The organism is Hyphomonas sp. (assembly GCF_965284475.1).
Taxonomy (GTDB): Bacteria; Pseudomonadota; Alphaproteobacteria; order Caulobacterales; family Hyphomonadaceae; genus Hyphomonas.
In genome coordinates this window covers 3,327,381-3,349,197 of the sequence record NZ_OZ260087.1, presented here as the reverse complement: position 1 = coordinate 3,349,197, position 21,817 = coordinate 3,327,381, and the positions used below count along the sequence as shown (strand labels likewise).

Here is a 21,817-nt window from a genome sequence, read left to right as displayed (position 1 = left end):
AGGGCAGTGCAATGGCACCTGCACCCGTCGCAACCCGGAATTATGCAAGCACAAGCGCGCCACAATTATCAGCCCCGTCGAGCGCAGCGACGCAAATGCTGGCGCCTGATGGTTTTGATGGGCAAACGGCAGCGGCCCGGATCGCGGCGAACCGCCAGGCGGCACGCGTTGAATCCGAAGCTCTAGCCGCCATGGAGCCGGCTCCTCGCGCCGACGAGCCGGAAAATTCGGGCGTGTCACAGGCGAACGCCGCATCGGCCGGCGGGATTCTCGTGGCCCCGGAATCCGGGCCTGTGTTCGACGAAACGGGCGTTGGCGTCACATATGGCGACGAATTTTCCGGCCTTCCAACGGCGAACGGCGAGGTTTTTGATCAAGAGGGCCTGACAGCCGCGCACCCGACCCTGCCTCTGCCCAGCCTGATCCAGGTTATCAATGTTGATACACAGAAAGAGGTGGTCGTGCGGGTAAATGACCGCGGGCCCTTTGACGATGGCGCGTCACTCCAACTTTCGAAGCGCGCAGCAAGCGCGCTGGCGTTTGGATCCGACGGTCGCGCCAATATCCGGGTTCGCTACCTCGGGGCCGCGCCGGTCAGCAGCCAAACTGTCGCGTTTAGTCCATCTGCTGCGCCGGAACGTGTTGTTCCTGCGACCTATAGTGTTGGAACTGATCAAAATAGGGCTTTGACCGCACCGGTTCAGTATGCATCGGCGAACACGGGCGGCGATGCGCAATTCAAGCTTCCGGCACAAACGGGGCAGGGCAGCTATTTCGTTCAGGTTGGCTCATTTTCCGACATCGGGAATGCGCAGACGTTTCAAAAATCTCTCGGAAGCGACCTTTCTGTCCTGATAATTCCAGCCCGCGTGAATGGCGCAGACTATTTCCGGGTTCGTGTCGGGCCTTTCGACGACCGGCATTCAGCGTCAGAAATGCGTGACGATCTGGCATTTCGCGGTGTCGCCAATGGCCGGGTTGTTTCAGCCGACTAGCTACCGCTACAGAACACCCCATTGACGCTGACCACAAACCGGCCCTTTTTCCCAATTAAACGGGAAAAAGGGCCGCTCGTCGTGACGCCCACATCTTTTGCAATGGAGGCCCTCTCATCATGAAGCGCCAATCACCTGTCCTGGCCATCGTGGCGCTGCTTTCGATTCTGGTTGCGCCCGCCAAGGCGCAGATCATCGACACGCCGGCGCAATACGCTGTCATCATGGATCATACCACGGGCGAAGTTCTTTATTCGAAGGATGGATCGCAGCCGATGGTCCCCGCCTCCATGACAAAGATGATGACCGCCTACCTCGTCTTCGACATGGTGAAGCGTGGCGAATTGAAACTGACGGATCGCCTCACGGTCAGCGCGGACGCGTGGCGGCGTGGTGGGTTTCCGTCCGGTACATCCACGATGGGGCTCGTTCCGAAGGACACCCCGACCATCGAAGAGCTCCTGCATGGCGTCATCGTCATGTCCGGCAATGACGCCTGTATCGTTTTGGCCGAAGGTATCTCCGGATCGGAGGAAGCGTTTGCAAACCGCATGACCCAACTCGCACATGAAAAAGGCCTTAAATCGGCAAACTTCCTCAACTCGACCGGCCTTGAAGATGTTGGGCACGTCATTTCTGCCGAAGACCTCGCGCGGCTCGCAAAGCTAACGATCGATGACTTCCCGGAATATTATGAATGGTATGACCTGCCCGCGTATTCCTGGCGGGAATATACGCAACCCAACCGAAATCCGCTTCTCGGCGTGGAAGGTGCTGATGGGCTCAAAACCGGCCATCTGGAAGCGTCGGGCTATGGTCTGACCGGATCAGCTATTCGTGACGGCGTGCGCAGAACGATCGTGATCAATGGTCTGGATTCGATGGCTGCAAGATCCTCCGAAGCCGAACGCATGCTCCGCCTCGCATTCCAGAGCTTTGAGCTGAAAACCATAGCGCCTGAAAACATTGTCCTGCCCGACCAACAGGTCTGGCTCGGCCAGCAGCGCACCGTTCCGGTATCACTCGCAGAGCCCATGCTGATCGCCGGACACAAGGCCGCCTTTGACAAGGCGAGAACTGAGATCGTTCTCGATCAAGCACTGCAGGCCCCCATCGCGAAGGGCGACCGCGTCGGGCGGCTGGTGATTACGCTCACCGGACGTGAACCGGTGGAAGCGCCTGTAATTGCAGAAGCGTCCGTGAAGAAACTTGGCTTCTTTGGCCGCGCCATAGACGGATTGAGCGCAATGATTTCGGGCGACGATGGCTGACAGGAAGCGTGGCCATTTCATAACGCTTGAAGGCGGCGAAGGTGTCGGGAAGTCGACCTTGCAGAGCGCTTTGGCTGCGCGACTCGCAGCCACTGGTCTGGAGGTGGTTACCACGCGCGAGCCCGGCGGAACGCCACTCGCAGAACTGGTCAGAGAGCTCGCTCTTCATCCACCGCGCGGCAACAACTGGTCGCCGATGGCAGAAGCCTTGCTGATGAATGCAGCGCGAAGTGACCATCTGGACAAAGTCGTCAGGCCAGCGCTTGAGAGCGGAAAATGGGTCATCTGTGATCGATTTTCCGACTCGACACGCGTGTACCAGAGCGTGAAAGGCGGAGTCCCGATTGATGTCCTGAAGGGCTTTGAAGAGTGGGTGATCGGGGAGACTCAGCCTGATTTGACTTTTGTGCTGGACGCTCCGCCGTCAACGACGGACGCGCGGAGGCTGAGCCGTGATCAGGCGAAGGATTCGTTTGAGACCCGCTCCAGCGCCTTCCACGCCGAGGTGCGCGCGGCATTCATTGATCTCGCAAAATCGGAACCCGAAAGGTGTCGCTTGATTGATGCGTCCCAACCAGCCGCTGTGGTCGCAGACACTGTCTGGTCGGACATTCAGGGGCTCTTGTCCCAGAAGATCAGCGCCCGATGAGTGTCGCACTTCCCCTGGTAGGTCATAAGGCGGCCGAACAGGCATTCCTTGCGGCCCACTCAAGCGGTAAGCTGCACCATGCATGGCTCATCGAAGGACCGACCGGAATTGGAAAGTCGCGTTTGGCCTTTCGTCTCGCAGCCTTCATCCTGGGCGCGAGAGGGCCAGGCGATGCGCCGCTTGATGCGCCTGAAGACGAACCGGTCATGCAGAAGTTTCTCGCCGGCGGTCACCCCGATCTCCGCATCGTCCAGCTTGAACTCAACGACAAGGGCAAGCCACGGCAAGACATCACGATCGACCAGGTACGCAGCCTCAATCACTTTTTCACGCTGAAACCCGCGATGGGCGGTTGGCGCGTCGGGATCATCGATGCGCTGGATGAGCTAAACCGGAACGCTTCAAATGCCTTGCTGAAAACACTGGAAGAGCCTCCTGCGTCGAGCATCATGTTTCTTGTCAATCACGGCTCGAAGCCGATCCTGCCAACCATTCGGTCGCGCTGCAGAACGCTGCGGCTCAATCCACTATCGACTGACGATACGGCGCGTGTCCTTGAGATGGTGAATGCTCCGAATGAAGCGAGGACATTGGCACGCGGACGCCCTGGACTGGGAATTCGGTTGTCCACTCCGAATGGCCTTCAGGCATCCAACGCTGCGCGCGCTTTGCTAAGATCCATGCCCAAGCCAAATGATGCCTTGCTTACAGCAGCAGTGCAGGCGGCCAATACGGATTCTACCGCCCTGCAGGCCTTTAGCGAGGAAGTGCTGAACTGGCTTGCGGATCGGGCGAACGACAACCCCGAAGCCGCCGAGGCATGGTTGCGGACATCGCGCCTGCTGGGCGAGGCCGACGCGTTGAACATGGAAGCCTCGCAGACCGCTGCGAAGATGATTGCCGGGCTTTATTCCTCAGTAGGACGAGGCTAAGGCAACGCGCATGTTTGATACGCATGTGAACCTGCACGGCGATGCATTCGCTGACGATCTCGAAGACGTGCTGCAACGCGCGCGTACGGTCGGCGTCAGACGGTTTCTGGCGATCTGTGACCGATTTGACAATTTCGACGCTGTCCACGCGATTGCGGCAGCAAACAAGGACATCTGGTGTTCAGTTGGTGTGCACCCGCATCATAGCAAAGATTTTCCCGATATTTCTGTAGACGACCTTGTCGAAGCTGCTGCGCGTCCGGACGTGGTGGCGATCGGTGAAACGGGGCTGGATTTTCATTACGGCTACAGCTCGGAAGATGCACAGATACGCAGCTTGCAAAAGCACATTGAGGCATCTCGCATTACCAGCCTGCCTTTGATCCTCCATACGCGAGAAGCAGATGACATGATGGGAGATATCCTTGAGGCCGAATACAGCAAAGGGGCCTTCCAGCCGCTTCTGCACTGCTACACCGGAGGGGCCCGACTGGCGCAGCGCGGCCTGGCGCTCGGCGCATATGTATCGGTGTCAGGCATCCTATCTTTCAAGAGCGCAAGTGAAGTTCGTGACGTAATTACAGACATACCGATGGAACGGATCATTCTGGAAACGGATTGTCCCTATCTGGCGCCCATGCCGATGAGAGGGCGCCGCAACGAGCCGGCCTTTCTCGTCCACGTCGCCGAGGCGCTTGCAAGGCTCAAGGGCATGGATGTGGAGGACGTGAAGCAGATCACAGACGCCAATGCGCGAGCGCTCTTCGCAAAGGCCGATACGTGACGGAGTACGGCTATCAGTTTACGCTGCTCGGAACCGGCTCCTCTGGAGGCGTACCTCGTGTTGGCGGTGACTGGGGCGCGTGTGATCCTTCAGAAGTCCGCAATCGCCGAACGCGGTGCTCTGCACTGATAGACCGCATCGGGCCGGACGGAGCCAGGACCCGGATCCTGATTGATACATCGCCGGACATGCGCGAGCAATTGCTTGCAGCCGATGTGCGCCATCTCGATGCGATTGCTTACACGCACGATCATGCAGACCAGACGCATGGAATAGACGACGTACGGCCGCTGGTGATTTCCATGAGACGCCCGATCCCGACTTATATGGACGCAGCAACCCGTATGTCGCTGCACGGCAGGTTCAAGTATTGCTTTGAGGGTATGGGCGGATACCCAGCGATTCTTGATACCATGCCCGACATTACACCTGGCGAACCGTTTACCGTTGACGGACCCGGGGGAAAAATCGAATTCATGCCGCTCGATATGGAGCATGGACGGATCCGCTGCCTCGGCTTCCGGATTGGTGGACTTGCATATTGTAACGACGTGAATGTGTTACCGGACGAAACACTTGATCGATTGAGAGGGCTCGACACATTTGTCATAGACGCGCTGCGTTACACGTCGCATCCAACGCATGCAAATCTGGAGCAAGCCCTGGCGTGGATTGCCAAACTGAAGCCAAAGCGTGCGATCCTGACCAATATGCATGTGGATATGGATTATCAGACCCTCAAGAGGGACCTTCCGGGCGGTGTGGAGCCCGGCTTTGACGGCATGAAGCTGCATGTCGCAGCATGATACGTCTCATCATTATTTCCCATAATGATGATTATGCGACTCACGGGTTTGAAACATGCTCAATCCCAAGGCTTTCTAGCCGGTCGGCTGGCTGCGAACCCGAAATGTCTTATCAGACCTGACATTTATGCCGCCCCCCATTTGCCAATCCACTCTCCACGTACTTATCAAAAAAGGCTGGCAAGGTCTTGTTAACGAGTCGGCCTGGTCGCCCCTACCAGGGCCCCTTCCCTCAAAACACACATGGCCTGGACAGTTCAGTGGGACAGGACCTGATCCAGGGCTTCGATCAGTTTATCATCGAGCATTGGTTTATAGATAAGATCCTCGAACCCGGCTTTTCTTGCCAGGTCCATCAGGTCACTGGACTGCCAGCCTGTAATCATGATCGCCGGCATTGTTTCCCCGCGCTCCCTGATCTCCCGTAGTAAATCGAATCCGTCATGAGGCGACATCTTGAAGTCGATGAGCACACAATCGAATTCAGGCGCCTCGCTTCTGTTGAGAAAATTCAGGCCGCTATCATAAACCGACACACCGTAACCTTTCGCGCGCAACAGCAGTGACAATGACCGGCACACGGCATCATTGTCGTCAACGATCGCGATCTGAGCAGTTCTTGCCTGTCGGAGTTCCTGAGTCATGCCCTACCGCGCAAATGAGATGAGCAGACAGTCTGAAATACGCCGCTGGGGCTGTCTTTAAGTAGAAGCCCCTACTGCGAGCGCTCCATGCCGATTCCAGCCGCAAACGCTATTCTCAACACACCGGAAAGGCTGGTTGCGTCGAGTTTCTCCATCAGGTTCGCGCGATGAATCTCGACTGTGCGTGGCGATATATCGAGTGTTTCCGCTATCATCTTGTTGGTGAAACCATCGACCAAACCCACGAGAACGTCCTTCTCCCGAGGGGTAAGACGCTCAACGCGTCCTTTGGCTTCATCCGAGAGAACATCCTTCAGGCTGCGGGCATCCATACGGTCGAAGGCGCGCGCAATCGCATCGACAAGCGTCTGTTTCTCATAAGGTTTTTCTACAAAATCAACCGCCCCGGCCTTCATTGCCTTGACGGCCACCTCGACGTCTCCATGACCGGTGAGCACGATTATTGGAAAGGCGACTCCGATCTCGTTGAGGCGCTCCTGCACCTCCAGCCCATCCATATGTGGCATCTGGACATCAAGCAGGACGCATCCAGGATCGGCGTCCTTGGCGCACGCCAGGAATTGCACCCCGTCAGCATAGGTCTTGACCAAAAACCCGGCGTGGCGAAGCATAAAGCTGGCCGAGTGGCGGACAGCCTCATCATCATCGACCAAATGTATCAGGCGTTGATCATTCATCCGGCATTGATAGCCGGATCAGACCGAAGTGTGAACCTGAAACACGTACCCCCGTCCGGAGCCAAATCAGCGCAGATGGAGCCGCCATGAGCCTCGACAATCGTCTGGCAGATCGACAATCCGAGCCCCATGCCTCCAGACTTGGATGTCGTGAACGGTTTGAAGAGCGATTTCTTCACGTCCTCGTCCAGACCGGCGCCATTATCGCAAACCGAAACTTCAATCAGCCCATCCTCTCCGCGCTGCGCGTTTATCCTGATCTTCGGATTTGGCGTTGTCGATAACGCGTCCTGCGCATTACGCACGAGGTTGATCACAACTTGCTGGACTTGAATTGGGTCAGCCAGGACGTTTCCAACGTCAGGTGCGACGTCCAGTGTGACTGGCACATCTTTGGAACTCAACGACAGACGCGCCAAGGCGGCGGCGTCGTTCAGCAGCGGCTGAAGCTCGACCGAACGTGCGTCTATCTCTCCTCGAGAGACATATCCGCGTAGTTTGCGAACGATGTCGCCTGCGCGAACAGCCTGTCTTGCCCCCTCGTCCAGCGCCTCACGCAGCAGTGCATGATTTTGTTCTCCCGGGCTGTCGAGGATATCCCGCCCTGCCTCAAGATAGTTGGCTACGGCCGTCAAGGGCTGATTGAGTTCGTGAGCCAGTGCAGACGCCATCGTGCCAACTGCGCTCAACCGCGAGAAATGCACCAGCTCGGACTGCATCTCGCGCATCCTCATCTCTGCGCGCATTTGTTCGGTCAGGTCGCGTACGAATGCGGTGAATAGCCAATGGTCGCCGATTTTCGCTTCGCCAATCTTGAGGTCGATGGTGAACAGGGTGCCGTCCGACCGTCGCGCGGTCACGACCCGACCGACACCAATGATCTGCCGCTTGCCGGTCCTCAGATAATTGCTGATATATTGGTCGTGATTGGTTTCGTCCCGACCCGCCATCAACTGACGCACATTACGGCCGATAATATCGTCGGCCTTATAGCCGAACAGGACTTCTGCTGCTTTGCTGAAGGCCAGGATCTGACCCGTTTCGTCAATCACGATCATGCCGTCGGGTACCGATTCCAGGATGGATTTCAGATGGGACTGGAGTGCGGCGACATCGGCGGCCGACAGCGAGACTTGTCCTGATCCATCAGCTGGCTCTGTCATGCTGTCGTTTCCTTCGGCTCAGGTTATACTCCATATGCACAAGCTAATTCATTGTCGCGAGCAAGAAACATAGCGGCCCTAATTCGGGCCAGCCTAGCGCGCGCGCAAGGCGACCTTATCCAACGGATTGAATTGAATCGCCGCCGCTAGGAAAATAATGGCAATCCCTGCAAAAGAGACCGGGCAGCCCCAGCAATGACCAGCAAACATACTCGTCCAGAATGTGGGGCCGTTTGCGGCTGACGACAGCCCCTCTGGTCCACAGCGGACTGACAGGAGAGCCTGCAGGGATTGCGTATGCATCCATACCTTTGTGGCCCCCACGACGAGCATTGCGATTCCTGGAATAAACAAGGCAATTCTGTTCATGCCAACCTCCTATAGCGTTCCCCGATACTATTAAAGGTGCGACAGCCCAGCCCATCCGTATTTACCCCTATACAACCCGCACGCGGCTCCCTGCATTTTGCACCCAATTGAAGCAGGTCTGAAAAAGGGGCAAATCCGGTGAGCACTCTAACTAAGCCACGAGCGTCGGCAGCTGGCAGTATCGCCAGCGTCGCTACATTCGTCGCCATCGCATGTCTGGGGTCGCTGTTGATCGCGGCCAATGCCGTGGACCCAATGATGGAGGCCCATGCATGGCTGTTCTTCTTCCTGACGGCATTTGCGCTGGTATCAATTGGCATCTGGGCGGGCGGACTTAACGGCCGCAACCCGTTTGACGAAACCTACTATGAAGACACGATTGTAAAGTTCGGGGTCGCGGCGGCGATGTTCTGGGGTATTGCGGGGTTCCTCGTCGGCCTCATAATAGCGCTGCAGCTGACCTGGCCTGGCCTGTTCTATTTTCCTGACCTTGGCTGGACAAATTTTGGCCGGCTTCGCCCGCTGCACACCTCTGCGGTGATTTTCGCCTTCGGGGGCAACGTGTTGATTGCGACCAGTTTTTATGTCGTCCAACGCACGTCCCGCACGCGCATCGCTGGCGGCCTTTGGCCATGGTTCGTGTTCTGGGGCTACAACCTGTTCATCGTCATCGCAGGCACAGGCTACCTGATGGGCGTAACCCAGTCGAAAGAGTATGCAGAGCCGGAATGGTATGCTGACCTGTGGCTGACGATCGTATGGGTGGCTTATCTGCTGGTCTTCCTGGGCACGCTGTGGAAGCGCAAGGAACCCCACATCTACGTGGCCAACTGGTTCTACCTGTCCTTCATTGTGACAATCGCGATGTTGCACATCGTCAACAACCTGTCGCTTCCTGTGAACCTGTCTGGTTCGAAAAGCTACCAACTGTTCGCGGGCGTACAGGATGCACTGACACAATGGTGGTACGGGCACAATGCCGTCGGTTTCTTCCTGACCACCGGCTTCCTGGCCATCATGTACTACTTCATTCCGAAACGTGCCCAGCGGCCGGTCTACTCCTACCGCCTGTCCATCGTTCACTTCTGGTCGCTGATTTTCATCTACATCTGGGCCGGACCGCACCACTTGCATTACACCGCTCTGCCGCAGTGGGCCCAGACGCTGGGCATGACCTTCTCGGTGATGCTGTGGATGCCGAGTTGGGGCGGAATGATCAATGGCGTCATGACCCTTTCCGGTGCGTGGGACAAATTGCGCACGGATCCTGTCGTCCGCATGATGGTCGTCTCGCTCGCATTCTACGGCATGTCGACATTTGAAGGCCCGCTGATGAGTGTGCGCGCCGTCAATGCCCTGTCTCACTATACCGAATGGGGAATTGCACACGTGCACTCCGGATCACTCGGATGGGTCGGGTTCATCTCGTTCGGTGCGCTCTACTGCCTCACACAATGGCTGTGGAAACGTCCGGCACTCTATTCGAGAAACCTCGTCGAGTGGCATTTCTGGCTCGCGACGATCGGTATCGTCTTCTATATCGTGGCGCTTTACTTCGCCGGCATCATGGAAGGCCTGATGTGGCGCGCCTATAACGAATACGGCTTCCTTGAATACAGCTTCATTGAAACCGTCGAAGCCAAGCATATCAGCTACATGATCCGCGCTGCAGGTGGTGGCCTGTACCTCGTGGGTGCACTGATCATGGCATACAATCTTGTGCGAACGGCGCTGGGACACGGCGAGGCGGCAGACGCCTCCAAATCCGCGCCGGCTCACGCCGCCACCCTTCAACCTGCTGAATAGGAACGGAAAAAATGGGATTGTTCCAAAAACACCAGGCCCTTGAGCGCCATTCACTGCTTCTGACTGTCGGCATTCTGCTGGTTGTCGCCGTCGGCGGCATCGTTGAGATCGCCCCGCTCTTCTATCTCGAAAATACAATCGAGAAGGTAAAGGGCATGCGCCCGTACACACCCCTCGAGCTGACAGGGCGGAATATCTACATCCGGGAGGGCTGTTACACTTGCCATTCCCAGATGGTCCGGCCACTGCGGGACGAAGTCGAACGTTACGGGCATTACTCCCTCGCTGCTGAGAGCATGTATGACCGCCCGTTCCAGTGGGGGTCAAAGCGGACAGGTCCGGATCTGGCGCGCGTCGGAGGCAAGTATTCCGACGAGTGGCATGTGGACCATTTGAAGGACCCCAGATCGGTTGTGCCAGAGTCAATCATGCCTCCCTACGCCTTCCTTTCTGACAAGGACCTGCGTTTTGACGACATAGCTGACCATTTGAAAGCACTGCGAATGGAAGGGACACCTTACACTGACGAAATGGTCGAGAATGCGAAGGCAGACCTGATCGCCCAGGCCGACCCGGCTGCGGACTATGACAACCAGGATGCACTGGTAGCGCGTTACGAGGCGGCTGCCGAACGCACCGGTACTGTTTTGATCGGTGACTATGATGGGGATCCAACCCGCATCACCGAAATGGACGCCCTGGTTGCCTATCTCCAGATGACCGGCACGCTCGTCGATTTTTCGACGTACGAGGCCGATGATCTGAGCAACCGCCGCTAGGAGCCGAAAATGTACGAGATACTTTCAAAATTTGCCCAAACATGGGGCCTCGGACTGTTCGTCGCGATGTTCGTCGTCGCACTCGTATATGCCCTCTGGCCATCAAACAGAAACAAGTTTCGCGAAGCAGCCTATTTGCCTCTCGAGGACAAGGAGCCCGGCGATGAGTGATCAGCCTAAAGAAGTCGATGTTCATAGCGGCGTGGAAACGACTGGCCACACCTGGGATGGAATCAAGGAACTCAACAATCCGCTACCACGCTGGTGGCTGATCGTTTGGTACATTTCCATCGCGTGGGCCATTGTTTACATGATCTTCATGCCGGCCCTTCCTGCACTTCCGGGATTTGGCGGCACGAATACACCGGGTGTTCTGGGGCATTCAGACCGCGCGATGGTCGCCAGCAAGGTCGCGACGATGCAGACGGAGCGCAGCGTTGCTTCTCAGCGTCTGCTGACAGCCTCACTCACCGAAATCCAGAACGACCTGAACCTTCAGCAATTCGCGATGGCGATGGGAGAAAGTGCCTTTGGCGACAATTGCGCCACATGCCACGGCGCAGGCGGGCGCGGTGCCAAAGGGTACCCGATGCTTGCTGACGATGTCTGGCTTTGGTCAGGCACACTTGACGGCATCGAATACACGCTCCGCCACGGCATCCGGCATGAAGGTGACGACGCGACCCGCTTCTCAGCCATGCCGGCATTCGGGCGCGACAAGCTCCTCACATCGTCACAGATCGACGACCTGGTGCAGCACGTATTGGGCTTTTCAGGCCGCGCGACCGATATGGACGCCTCGTCGCAAGGCGCGACACTTTTTGCCAGTCAGTGCGCCTCCTGTCACGGCGATGATGCCAAAGGCAGCCGCGATGTTGGCGCTCCGGACCTGACAGATGATGAATGGGTGTTTGGGGGAGAACCATCGGATATCACGGCCAGCATTTCCAATGCACGCAACGCCCACATGCCGGCCTGGCAAGGACGGTTGGACGACCCGACAATCAAGGCGCTGGCACTCTATGTCCACTCACTCGGTGGCGGTGAATAAGAGCAGTCATGAACCAGATTTCGAACCCCGCACATACTGCTGGCGCAGCGCCAAGGCCGCCATCCCTGTACGAAGGGCGCAAGCAGATCTATCCGAAACTCGCCCACGGCAAGTTTCGGATGGTGAAGTGGATCGTCATGGCGGCGACACTGGGGATCTATTACCTGCTTCCATGGGTTCGCTGGGAACGCGGAGAAGGCATTCCGAACCAAGCGGTTCTGGCTGATTTTTCGAGCGAGAAGTTCTACTTCTTCTTCATCGAGATATGGCCGCAGGAAGTCTATTACCTTGCGGGCCTGTTGATTGTCGCAACCCTGGGCCTGTTTCTCGTGACATCGCTGCTCGGCCGGGCATGGTGTGGCTACACATGCCCGCAAACTGTATGGACCGACCTTTATATCTGGGTCGAACGCGCATTTGAGGGCGACCGCGCAGCGCGCATGCGCCTCGACAAGGCTGCATGGTCCTTCAACAAAGCTGCAAGGAAGATCGGCAAGCACATTGTCTGGCTGATCATTGCGTTCCTGACGGGGGGAGTCTGGGTACTCTACTGGCATGATGCGCCGACCATCGCGCGCACCTTCTTCATAGGTGAGGCCCCACTCACCGCCTATTTCTTTGCGGGAATTCTAACCCTCACGACGTATTTTCTAGCCGGCTGGATGCGCGAGCAGGTCTGCACCTATATGTGTCCCTGGCCCCGCATCCAGGGCGCTCTAACCGACGATTATGCCCTGAATGTCACCTATCGCTATGATCGCGGGGAACCGCGCGGCGCACTGCGCAAGGAGCAGGGATTCGAAGGCCGCGGTGACTGCATAGATTGCAAGCAATGCGTGCAGGTGTGTCCAATGGGTATTGATATTCGCGATGGCGCCCAATTGGAATGCATCCACTGCGCACTCTGCATTGATGCCTGCGATGAGATCATGAAACGGGTCGATCGCCCGACAGGCCTGATTGCTTACGATACCGATCTTGCTGTGGCCGCCCGCGCTGCCGGGCAGAAGCCAACATATAAACTCGTGCGGGCACGGACCGTTCTCTACGCGGTTCTCATGCTCGCGATCAGCGGGTTGATCCTGTTTGGATTGGCAAACAAGCCGACGTTCCAGGTCAATGTCCTGAAGGACAGGTCGCCGCCTTTCGTGCAACTCGCAGGTGGAGATGTGCGAAATGGTTACACGCTCAAGCTGATCAACAAGGCGACAACCGCACGCGAAACTGTTATCTCCATTTCCGGAATACCTGGTGCCGATTTCGAGATTATAGGTGTGCCAAAACCTGAAGATGCCGTCAGTACGATACTCCCCCTGGAGCAATACGGCGTCGATCGGTTCCGTATACTGGTAACGGCCCCCGCGGCCTCTCTTCCACACAGATCTTCACTGGAGATCACCATAACCGACCCAGAGACAGGCGAGAGCCACACGAGCGCAACCGCATTTGTTACAGCCGGAGCCAAATGATGTCAGTCGTCCCTCCAACCCTGTCGATCACGCCTAAACAGCTCAAAGGACGCCACGTCCTCGTCTGGATGCTCGGCTTTTTCGGATTGATGTTCGTCGTGAACGGCATCTTTCTTTGGGCGGCCATCACTTCCTTTCCTGGCGAACATGTCAAACACTCCTACTTGCAGGGCCTTCAATACAACAAGACGATCGAATCGCGTTCGTATCAGCAGAACATGATGTGGACAGCAGAAGTCGGACTTGTTGAAACAGATGCTGGGCAGATTCTCGTTGCGCGCTTATTTGATGGCGATGGCAATCCCCTTCCCGCCCGCGCGGTAAAAGGAGAGTTAAGACGCGCGGCAACACAGGAAAGCGACCTTGGCCTGGAGCTTACGCCCGTTGGCGCGGGTGAGTTTCAAGGCACTCTGCCAGTGCTCGCATCTGGCGCATGGCACGTTACGATAAATGCCGACGTCACCGGTGAAGGCGAGATTGGCTCATTCACGGCTGCCAAGGTCCTCACGGTGCAATGATGGCGCTTAACGACAGCCTTTCGGCCGGTTGTCCAACAGGGCTTGCGCCACCCGAGACCACAAACGCACCGGACTCTTCTGCCTTTGTACGGCGCGTCGGCGGACAAAATCGTCTCGGCCTCACCATACGCGGCGCCAAGTGCGGTGCCTGCATCAATCGGATCGAATCGGCCGTGAAGGCATTGCCTGATGTCGAGACGGCGCGACTCAATCTGTCAACTGGTACACTCGACGTGGCGTGGCGCGGGGACCTCGGCGCAAACACGATTGTTCTAGCGGTTAGTACGCTCGGCTATGGTGTCTCGCCACAGGATCAAAGCCGCAATGTTTCCGATGAGCAACGCGAAGAACGCAGTCTGCTGATTGCATTGGGTGTCGCCGGATTCGCAACGGCCAACATCATGCTTCTTTCGGTGTCGGTATGGGCTGGCCACGGAGAAATGGGCGAGGCCACTCGCCGGATGTTGCATGGTATTTCCGGCCTGATCGCGTTTCCGACAATCCTGTTTTCAGGTCGTGTATTCTTTCGTTCCGCCTGGAACGTTCTGAAACGGGGGCACGCCAATATGGATGTACCCATTTCGCTGGCGGTGATAATTGCGTTCTGCGTGAGCGTATCGGAAACCGTGAGGGGCGGCGACCATGCCTATTTCGATGCAACCGTCATGCTGCTCTTCTTCCTGTTGATCGGGCGCTTTCTGGATGCTCGCGTGCGCAGGAAAGCCTATGTCTCTGCGCGTGAACTCGCAGCGATGGCCAATCGAACAGTGACGCGGTTGGCCGAAGACGGCCAAGCAAAATCCGTTCGGGCAAGTGAGATCGAGCCCGGAGACCGAATTCTCTTGTCGCCGGGCGAATGCGCCGTGGTCGACATGAAAATCGATTCCGGGCTTTCAGAAGTGGATGACAGCCTGGTGACCGGAGAGAGCGTTCCACGAACGACATTTGTCGGTATGAGCCTGCTCGCCGGCACCGTGAACCTCTCCCAGCCGCTGCAGGGCCGGGCCATCGGCGCAGCGAGTGACTCCCTACTCTCGGATATTGCCCGGATGCTGGACGCCGGGGAGCAGCGTCGGTCAACTTACCGGAAGATCGCAGACCGCGCGGTCTCCCTCTATGTCCCGTTCGTCCATACATCCGCGTTGCTGGCATTCCTCGGTTGGCTCATGGCAGGCTTGGGGGTGAACGATGCGTTGCTGATCGGCGTCTCAACGCTCATCATTACCTGTCCATGTGCCTTGGCGCTCGCGGCGCCGGTGACACAGGTCGTTGCTTCGGGACGCCTGTTCAGGTCCGGCACGTTCCTGAAGTCGGGCGATGCCCTGGAGCGCCTGGCCCAATGCGACTACGTGATATTCGACAAGACCGGCACCCTCACGCTCGGCACACCCCGCCTCGTGGATGAGATCGCGCCAGATATACTCAGCAATGCGGCGCAACTGGCGCGCGCGAGCCGACACCCTTTTTCACGGGCTTTGGTCGAAATTGCTGGTCCGGGGCCAATCGCAACAGGTGTTCGGGAGTTTCCCGGGCTCGGCCTCGAGGGTGTGATAGACGGCGTCACATGCAGGCTGGGATCTGCCGAATGGGTCAGTGTGAATCCAAGCCATACCACGAGCAGTTCCCTCTGGTTTGCGAAAGATGACGAACGACCGATCCAGTTTCATTTCGCCGACCATATTCTGGATGATGCGATTGAGACCATCCGCACTTTGCAACGCGCAGGTTACGGGATGGAAGTCCTTTCCGGTGATCGCGAAGAAGCTGTTAGCGATGTCGCAGAGACGCTTGGCATCACCAAGTGGCGCGCGAAGGCATCGCCTCGCGACAAGGTTCAACGACTGGAAGAGTTGCAGGCCAAAGGACATCGGGTCCTGATGGTTGGTGATGGCTTGAACGATGCAGGTGCCCTGGCGCTGGCTCATGCGTCCGTCGCGCCAGGCGGCGCCATGGATATCAGTCGTTCGGCAAGCGACGCAGTCTATTCCGGCGGCCTGACCTCCCTCCCCCGGCTGATTTCGGTGGCCAAGCAGGCACGTGTCGTGATGCTGCAGAATTTCGGGTTTGCTGCGGCTTATAATCTGGTTGCGGTCCCGATTGCCATTAGTGGCCACGCAACGCCACTTGTTGCCGCAATCGCCATGTCAGCCTCGTCCATTCTGGTGTCGCTCAATGCATTGCGCTTGAACACGATGTCGGAGCGTCTCTAGTGTCGGGCTTGTTGCTTCTCATCCCCATCGCGCTTGGCATGGGCCTGATTGGCCTGATCGCATTCTTGTGGGCCGCCCGATCGGGCCAGTTTGACGATCCAGACGGCGCCGCCACCCGCATTCTGGTTGATGAAGACCGCCCGCTCCCTCCTAGTGAAAATCACGACTCCGAGGAATAGCCCTGAGATTCCTTGGGTGACGCCGCATGTCGCCCTCCTCAGCGGCTGGCCATCGCCCTTCCGGTACCGGGCGCTTCACTTCGTCTGCATTGGCAAGGACACCCTTTAGCGGATCGGTCATGTATTCCTCGCAGAGCAGTGCCAGGTCGGCGCTGCGGTCGATTAGCTGCTCGGCTACGATATGCGTGACACTATCGGCTGACTGTACACGCCCGCGAACGGACAGGATTCGTGCCCCCATCACGATTGGCCGGAATCGCTCCATGACACGTTTCCAGACAACGATATTGGCAATACCCAGCTCGTCTTCGATTGTTATGAACACAACGCCGTTGGCAGAGCCTGGACGTTGCCGTACGAGCACCAGACCGCAGGTCTCCACCCGCTGCCCGTCTGGCATGGCAACCGCTTCAGCCGTCGTAAGAATGCGCTGCGAGTCGTAGAACGGGCGCAGGAACCGCAAAGGGTGATCCTTTAGCGAAAGCCGCGTTGTCTGGTAGTCCTGGATCACCTGTTCGGAATCCGGCATCCGGGGGAGCTGTGTCACAGAATCCCTGCCTTGTTCGGCGAGCTTGGCCGCTTCGAACAGGGGCAAGGTGCTGCCAGCCGTATCGCCGCGCACGGCCCACAAAGCGTCCCGCCGACAGAGCCCCAACGATCCGAAAGCGTCTGCGGCTGCAAGCAACTCCATCGCACGGCGCGTCAATCCCGTGCGCAAGCGCACCTCATCGAGCGTATCGAAGCCCTGCCCCCGCGCACGCATCAGCGCTTCCATTTCATCTTCGCGCACACCATCGACTTGCCGAAATCCAAGTCGCACCGCTCTCAGTCCGCTGCCTGTGCCCGCAGGCTCAAGTGTATTGTCCCAGTCTGAGTAATTCACGTCTACGCAGCGCACGTCGACACCATGCTCGCGCGCATCCCGTACAATCTGGGCGGGGGCATAAAAGCCCATTGGCTGGCTGTTCAGCAGAGCCGCACAGAACACGTCCGGGTGGTGGCATTTCAGCCAGGACGACACATAGACAAGCAGGGCGAATGACGCCGCGTGGCTTTCAGGAAAACCGTACTCACCAAAACCCTTCACCTGATCAAAGCAACGCTGCGCAAACTCAAGCCGGTAACCACGCTCCGCCATGCGTGACACCATCATGCCCTCATAATTCTGGATCGTCCCGACCTTGCGGAAGGTGGCCATGGCACGGCGCAGACCGTTGGCTTCGTCGGGTGTGAACTTGGCGGCATCAATGGATATCTGCATCGCCTGCTCCTGGAACAGCGGGACGCCAAGCGTACGTTTCAGAATGTTGGCGAGTTCGTCTGGCGGGCCGTGTTCGGGTGCCGGGCTTGGGTATCGGACGGTCTCCAGCCCTTTCCTGCGTCGCAGGTAAGGGTGCACCATGTCACCCTGTATGGGACCGGGGCGAACAATCGCAACCTCAATGACAAGGTCATAGAATGTGCGCGGCCTGAGACGGGGCAGCATATTCATCTGCGCCCGGCTTTCCACCTGGAACACACCTAGACTGTCGCCCTCACACAGCATGTCATAGGTCGCCTTGTCGTCCGAAGGGATGGTGGCGAGATTGAAGCGCAGTCCCTTATGGGCCTCCAGGGAATCGAACGCCTTGCGGATACAGGTCAGCATGCCCAGAGCCAGTATATCGACCTTCAGGATACCCAGCGCATTGATGTCATCCTTGTCCCACTCGATAAAGGTGCGGTCGGGCATTGCCGCATTACCGATCGGAACGGTCTCCACGAGCGGCCCGCGTGTCAGGACAAACCCGCCGACATGCTGGGACAAGTGACGCGGAAACCCGATCAGCTGGCGCGTCAGGGCGATGGCGCGGCGGATCATGGGGCTTGAGGCATCAAGGCCCGCCTGGGTGATCTGAGGCGCTGGAATATCATTGCCCCAGCTCCCCCAGACACAGCCGGCCAGTGCCGTGGAAATATCCTCGGTAAGGCCAAGTGCCTTACAGACTTCACGAACCGCTGAGCGAGGTCGATAGGAAATCACGGTTGCCGTCAGCGCCGCCCGGTGGCGGCCATAGCGTTGATAGATGTACTGGATTACCTCTTCGCGCCGCTCATGCTCGAAATCGACATCGATGTCAGGGGGTTCTTTGCGCTCACGTGAGAGAAAACGCTCGAACAGCAGACTGGTCTCGGCAGGGTCGACGCTGGTGATGCCAAGGCAGAAGCAGACGGCTGAATTGGCGGCCGAGCCACGCCCCTGGCATAGGATACCTTGCGAGCGCGCCCAGGCGACAATGTCGTGGACGGTCAGGAAATATGGTGCGTAGGACAGCTCTTCCATAAGGCTGAGTTCCTTGGCCAACTGGGCCTGTATATGAGGTGGGATTCCGTCAGGATACCGCCAGTTTGCTCCCTTCCATGTCAGGTGTTCCAGATGATGCTGCGGCGTCGAGCCGGTTGGCACAGGTTCGTCCGGATAGTCATATGCCAGCGCGTCGAGATCGAAATTGCAGCGTGCTACGATGTCCAGCGTCCGCTTCAGTGCGGGGCTGAATCCCTTGAAAAGACGCGTCATTTCTTCTGGCGATTTCAGGTGCCGCTCAGCGTTTGATTCAAGACGGAACCCGGCCGTATCAATGGTGCAATGCTCGCGGATACAAGTGATGACATCCTGCAAGGGTCGGCGTACGGGCGAGTGATACAGGACGTCATTGATGGCAATCATCGGGGCACCGCAACGTGCGCCGAGATCGGCAAGCCGGGCGATCCTTTCATGGTTGCGTCCATGAAAACTGTAGCGCGCAGCCAGGTAGATGCATCCCGGCCAGAGGCCGGCCATGCGCCGGAGGGCCTGTTCAAACCCCGGACCGAAGCGTTCTGGCGGAAGCGCGATGAAAATCTGCCCTTCACTTGCGGCCGCAATATCGGAGAGACGGATGTTGCAGTCGCCCTTCCCCGCCCGCAGCTTTCCCTCTGACAGAAGGCGGGAGAGGCGTCCGTAGGCCGCGCGGTCCGTGGGGTAACAAAGAAGTTCGGGACCATCTTCCGGCACAAGTCGCGCGCCCACAAGAAGGCGCATGCCAACCGCCTTGGCCGCAAGATGCGCCCGCACCACACCGGCCAACGTATTGCGGTCCGCAACACCGATGGCGGCGAGACCGAGTTCATGGGCCCGTTGGACCAGCTCTACAGCGTGAGAAGCGCCGTGGAGGAAGGAGAAATTCGTGGTGACGGCAAGTTCGGCATATGGGGTCATGCAAAAAGGCCCTGCACATACCATTCAGGCGCAGCGCCGCGATCATCGTCATACAGGCCCTCGCGGAAGAGCCAGTAGCGCGCGCCCCTGCTGTCTTCAACCCGGTAATAATCGCGGGCACGTGGCAGGCTTCTCGCTTTGGCGCCTGCAGAAGGCAGGCTGCGCCACCATTCGGGACTGACCCGTTCCGGTCCGTCCGCACGTGAGACGGTTCGCACGATACGCCGCCAGACAAAGCGCAAGGGCGGACCATCCGGCACCTCGGCGATCACGTCGACACGCTCGGGGTGGGAGAGTGTGCGGACGGGGCGGAGCCCGGTAGTGGCAGGGGGGCAGGAAGGAGGTGGCAGGGTACCTTCATAGGGTAGCCAGCATTCGGCGCGGTCAGGCGCATGGCTTGTCTGCGGACTGTTTACGAGCACACTGCCTTCACCAAGTTTCGCGACGATCCGGTCAGCGAGCGCAGCCAATGCAGCCTCGTCCGTGTCGCTCGCCGCGAGATCTCCCGACAGGGCCACAGCGCTGATACTCATCGGTCCTGCGCGATGGGCTTCCAGAAGGAGCAGGTCGATGCCGAATCCGGGATCGACGCTGTCCAATGTTTCGCGGAAAAGGCGCAGGATATGAGACGGGTTGCGGACAGGCCGGGCAGCTCTGACGGACAGGCTGGACAAGTCTCCATCCGACTTGAAGGCGTGGAGGGTAAAACTGCGCGCGCCCTGGCCAAGGCGACCAAGATCAGCGCAAAGGGTTTCCGTGAGTTGCCGGAGCCCGTCCGCCACGCCATCGCTGCTGGCGATGGGCTCAGGGCATGGCAGCCGGGCGGCATGTGCAGGCGGCGGCAGTCGTGGCCGCAAGGGCTCAAGGCGCAGGCCGAGCGCCTGATCGAGCCGGAGGCAAACTGCATCTGACATCTCACGTGACTGGAAGCGGCGGGCCAGCGCCTTGCGGTCGATGCCATAGAGCTGACCGATCCGCACAAGGCCAAAACGGCGCAGCAGGGTCACGGATTCTGCCGAGAGGCGTAGTGCGGCGACGGGCAAGTCGGCAAGGCCATCCCGTTCGGCGCCTTCGGGCAGCAAGACTGGAACGCCTTCCCTCGCTGCTGCGCGTGCGAGGGCCGATGCCGCGCCGGGCGTGCCGGCCAGACCTATCCTGTGGGCGCAACCAGACCGGGCTAGCCGTTGGGACAGAGCTCCAACCATGGCGGCCTCGCCCCCATGCAGGTGATCGCAACCCGTTGTCTCAAGCATCAGGCCATCCGCACCATCAAGTGCTACCAAAGGTGTCCAGCGAACCATCCAGCCAGCCAGCGCGCGCAGGCCACGCGCATCGGCTTCGCGGTCGATCTCGTCGTACAGGAGTTCCGGCACACGGGCCCGGGCATCGGTGAAGCGCAAGCCCGGACTGATGCCGTGTTTCAGGGCCGTGCAATTGGCGGCGGCAATGACAAGACCGGCCTGTCCGCTTTCCGTCAGGGCGAAAGGCGGCGGGTTAACCGGTCTGGCGGATGCCGGACGCATCGGGCGCCCCGCCGTGTGGAGGCGCTGGCGGCGCAACCTGTCCAGCGGCCAGTCCGGGAACCACAGTGAGAGATAGCGTTTCATCGTTCCACTCAAGATCAAAGCTGTGCCCTGCGAAATGCGGGGCCGTACGGGAGCGCTCGAGTACGGCATGCCAGCGGGGTGCGCCGGGCGCGCGGGGGTCGTAGCGGTTGGGTGAGGAGGGCCTGGAAGCGATGCGCCAGCGCGCCTCGGCCGCCGTCGCCCCTTCCCGGCCATACGGCATGAGGAGGATGACAGGCACGCCGTGGCGCCCCGAGGCGAGCGCGAGGCGGCGTGTCGCGGTAAAATCCGCACCGGATACGTCCGCGACCACGAGTGAAACAGCGCTGGAGGCAATGGCTTCCTCGATTGTCCAGAGCGCATCGCTCAACTTGCCCGGATGAACGACCAGCCGGGGTGTATGGTGCGTAGAGAAGCCGTGCAGCGCGCTGTCGGGGACGCAACCATGCTCAAGACCCAATTTAGCCTGCGTCACCCAGAGGATAGCGCCTGCCTTGCTTGCGTCCCCTCCTTCGGCACGCGCCGCAAGGGCGAAGCCAGTCAATGCCGGCATGTCCCCGAAACGCGCCTCTGCCAGTTCGTGGACACCAGCCTGGGCAAGTCCGAACGGAAAGTGCGCGCGTATCGGCGTGCGCGCCGAATGGGCACGCACGATACCTTTCGCCTTGAGGGTTGCGAGATCCATATGTTC

At 58.7% G+C, this 21,817-nt stretch carries 21 protein-coding genes; 14 read left to right on the top strand and 7 right to left on the bottom strand.

What is annotated here, in order from left to right:
• Positions 1 to 11 precede the first annotated feature (11 nt).
• The 6 genes from ACQ66M_RS16220 to ACQ66M_RS16195 all read left to right on the top strand — a co-directional run bounded on the left by ACQ66M_RS16220 (position 12) and on the right by ACQ66M_RS16195 (position 5,437).
• On the top strand, positions 12 to 995 hold the full coding sequence (locus ACQ66M_RS16220; RefSeq protein ID WP_430405026.1) for a septal ring lytic transglycosylase RlpA family protein: 984 nt from the start codon (positions 12 to 14) through the stop codon (positions 993 to 995).
• A gap of 119 nt (positions 996 to 1,114) precedes the next feature.
• Complete coding sequence (locus ACQ66M_RS16215) at positions 1,115 to 2,266, top strand: D-alanyl-D-alanine carboxypeptidase family protein (RefSeq protein ID WP_350172258.1); 1,152 nt, start codon at positions 1,115 to 1,117, stop codon at positions 2,264 to 2,266.
• Positions 2,259 to 2,915 (top strand): dTMP kinase, encoded by a 657-nt coding sequence (tmk, locus tag ACQ66M_RS16210; RefSeq protein WP_430405024.1) that lies wholly within the window; start codon positions 2,259 to 2,261, stop codon positions 2,913 to 2,915. The genes ACQ66M_RS16215 and tmk overlap by 8 nt, the downstream gene beginning before the upstream one ends.
• A complete protein-coding gene (locus ACQ66M_RS16205) occupies positions 2,912 to 3,847 on the top strand; it encodes a DNA polymerase III subunit delta' (RefSeq protein ID WP_350172254.1) in 936 nt (311 codons plus the stop codon). Before tmk ends, ACQ66M_RS16205 begins: the two co-directional genes overlap by 4 nt.
• A gap of 10 nt (positions 3,848 to 3,857) precedes the next feature.
• Positions 3,858 to 4,631, top strand: coding sequence for a TatD family hydrolase (locus ACQ66M_RS16200; protein ID WP_350172252.1), 774 nt, complete (start codon positions 3,858 to 3,860; stop codon positions 4,629 to 4,631).
• Entirely contained in the window at positions 4,628 to 5,437 is an 810-nt protein-coding gene (locus ACQ66M_RS16195) for an MBL fold metallo-hydrolase (protein ID WP_430405022.1), read from the top strand. Before ACQ66M_RS16200 ends, ACQ66M_RS16195 begins: the two co-directional genes overlap by 4 nt.
• Positions 5,438 to 5,694: 257 nt before the next feature.
• Here ACQ66M_RS16195 and ACQ66M_RS16190 read toward each other — a convergent pair whose 3' ends face one another.
• The 4 genes from ACQ66M_RS16190 to ACQ66M_RS16175 all read right to left on the bottom strand — a co-directional run bounded on the left by ACQ66M_RS16190 (position 5,695) and on the right by ACQ66M_RS16175 (position 8,311).
• Positions 5,695 to 6,081 (bottom strand): response regulator, encoded by a 387-nt coding sequence (locus ACQ66M_RS16190; protein ID WP_350172248.1) that lies wholly within the window; start codon positions 6,079 to 6,081, stop codon positions 5,695 to 5,697.
• A 71-nt stretch (positions 6,082 to 6,152) separates the two neighbouring features.
• Positions 6,153 to 6,779, bottom strand: a complete 627-nt coding sequence (locus tag ACQ66M_RS16185) for a response regulator transcription factor (RefSeq protein ID WP_350172246.1) — start codon at positions 6,777 to 6,779, stop codon at positions 6,153 to 6,155.
• Positions 6,776 to 7,942: a sensor histidine kinase gene (locus ACQ66M_RS16180; protein ID WP_350172244.1), complete on the bottom strand. Its 1,167-nt coding sequence runs from the start codon at positions 7,940 to 7,942 to the stop codon at positions 6,776 to 6,778. The genes ACQ66M_RS16185 and ACQ66M_RS16180 overlap by 4 nt, the downstream gene beginning before the upstream one ends.
• A gap of 93 nt (positions 7,943 to 8,035) precedes the next feature.
• A complete protein-coding gene (locus ACQ66M_RS16175; RefSeq protein ID WP_350172242.1) occupies positions 8,036 to 8,311 on the bottom strand; it encodes a hypothetical protein in 276 nt (91 codons plus the stop codon).
• Between the two features lie 258 nt (positions 8,312 to 8,569).
• Here ACQ66M_RS16175 and ccoN point away from each other — a divergent pair, with 258 nt between their 5' ends.
• Genes ccoN through ccoS form a run of 8 tightly spaced genes read left to right on the top strand, consistent with a single transcriptional unit; the run spans position 8,570 to position 16,323 of the window.
• A complete protein-coding gene (gene ccoN / locus ACQ66M_RS16170; RefSeq protein ID WP_430405193.1) occupies positions 8,570 to 10,117 on the top strand; it encodes a cytochrome-c oxidase, cbb3-type subunit I in 1,548 nt (515 codons plus the stop codon).
• Positions 10,118 to 10,128: 11 nt separating this feature from the next.
• On the top strand, positions 10,129 to 10,896 hold the full coding sequence (gene ccoO, locus ACQ66M_RS16165) for a cytochrome-c oxidase, cbb3-type subunit II (RefSeq protein WP_350172240.1): 768 nt from the start codon (positions 10,129 to 10,131) through the stop codon (positions 10,894 to 10,896).
• Positions 10,897 to 10,905: 9 nt separating this feature from the next.
• Positions 10,906 to 11,067, top strand: coding sequence for a cbb3-type cytochrome c oxidase subunit 3 (locus ACQ66M_RS16160; protein WP_350172238.1), 162 nt, complete (start codon positions 10,906 to 10,908; stop codon positions 11,065 to 11,067).
• A complete protein-coding gene (ccoP, locus tag ACQ66M_RS16155) occupies positions 11,060 to 11,947 on the top strand; it encodes a cytochrome-c oxidase, cbb3-type subunit III (protein ID WP_350172236.1) in 888 nt (295 codons plus the stop codon). Before ACQ66M_RS16160 ends, ccoP begins: the two co-directional genes overlap by 8 nt.
• Before the next feature lie 8 nt (positions 11,948 to 11,955).
• Positions 11,956 to 13,416 carry a cytochrome c oxidase accessory protein CcoG gene (gene ccoG / locus ACQ66M_RS16150; RefSeq protein WP_430405021.1) on the top strand — a complete coding sequence of 487 codons (1,461 nt, stop codon included), beginning with the start codon at positions 11,956 to 11,958 and terminating at the stop codon, positions 13,414 to 13,416.
• Complete coding sequence (locus ACQ66M_RS16145; RefSeq protein WP_350216433.1) at positions 13,416 to 13,934, top strand: FixH family protein; 519 nt, start codon at positions 13,416 to 13,418, stop codon at positions 13,932 to 13,934. Before ccoG ends, ACQ66M_RS16145 begins: the two co-directional genes overlap by 1 nt.
• Positions 13,931 to 16,144, top strand: coding sequence for a heavy metal translocating P-type ATPase (locus ACQ66M_RS16140; protein ID WP_350172230.1), 2,214 nt, complete (start codon positions 13,931 to 13,933; stop codon positions 16,142 to 16,144). Before ACQ66M_RS16145 ends, ACQ66M_RS16140 begins: the two co-directional genes overlap by 4 nt.
• Positions 16,144 to 16,323 carry a cbb3-type cytochrome oxidase assembly protein CcoS gene (gene ccoS, locus ACQ66M_RS16135; protein ID WP_350172228.1) on the top strand — a complete coding sequence of 60 codons (180 nt, stop codon included), beginning with the start codon at positions 16,144 to 16,146 and terminating at the stop codon, positions 16,321 to 16,323. Before ACQ66M_RS16140 ends, ccoS begins: the two co-directional genes overlap by 1 nt.
• On the opposite strand, the gene ACQ66M_RS16130 is transcribed toward ccoS, so the two are convergent.
• Genes ACQ66M_RS16130 through ACQ66M_RS16120 form a run of 3 tightly spaced genes read right to left on the bottom strand, consistent with a single transcriptional unit; the run spans position 16,295 to position 21,811 of the window.
• A complete protein-coding gene (locus ACQ66M_RS16130) occupies positions 16,295 to 19,561 on the bottom strand; it encodes an error-prone DNA polymerase (RefSeq protein ID WP_430405019.1) in 3,267 nt (1,088 codons plus the stop codon). The two genes, ccoS and ACQ66M_RS16130, sit on opposite strands and share 29 nt — an antisense overlap.
• Entirely contained in the window at positions 19,558 to 21,168 is a 1,611-nt protein-coding gene (locus tag ACQ66M_RS16125; protein ID WP_350172224.1) for a Y-family DNA polymerase, read from the bottom strand. The genes ACQ66M_RS16130 and ACQ66M_RS16125 overlap by 4 nt, the downstream gene beginning before the upstream one ends.
• A complete protein-coding gene (locus tag ACQ66M_RS16120) occupies positions 21,056 to 21,811 on the bottom strand; it encodes an ImuA family protein (protein ID WP_430405017.1) in 756 nt (251 codons plus the stop codon). The genes ACQ66M_RS16125 and ACQ66M_RS16120 overlap by 113 nt, the downstream gene beginning before the upstream one ends.
• Positions 21,812 to 21,817 lie beyond the last annotated feature (6 nt).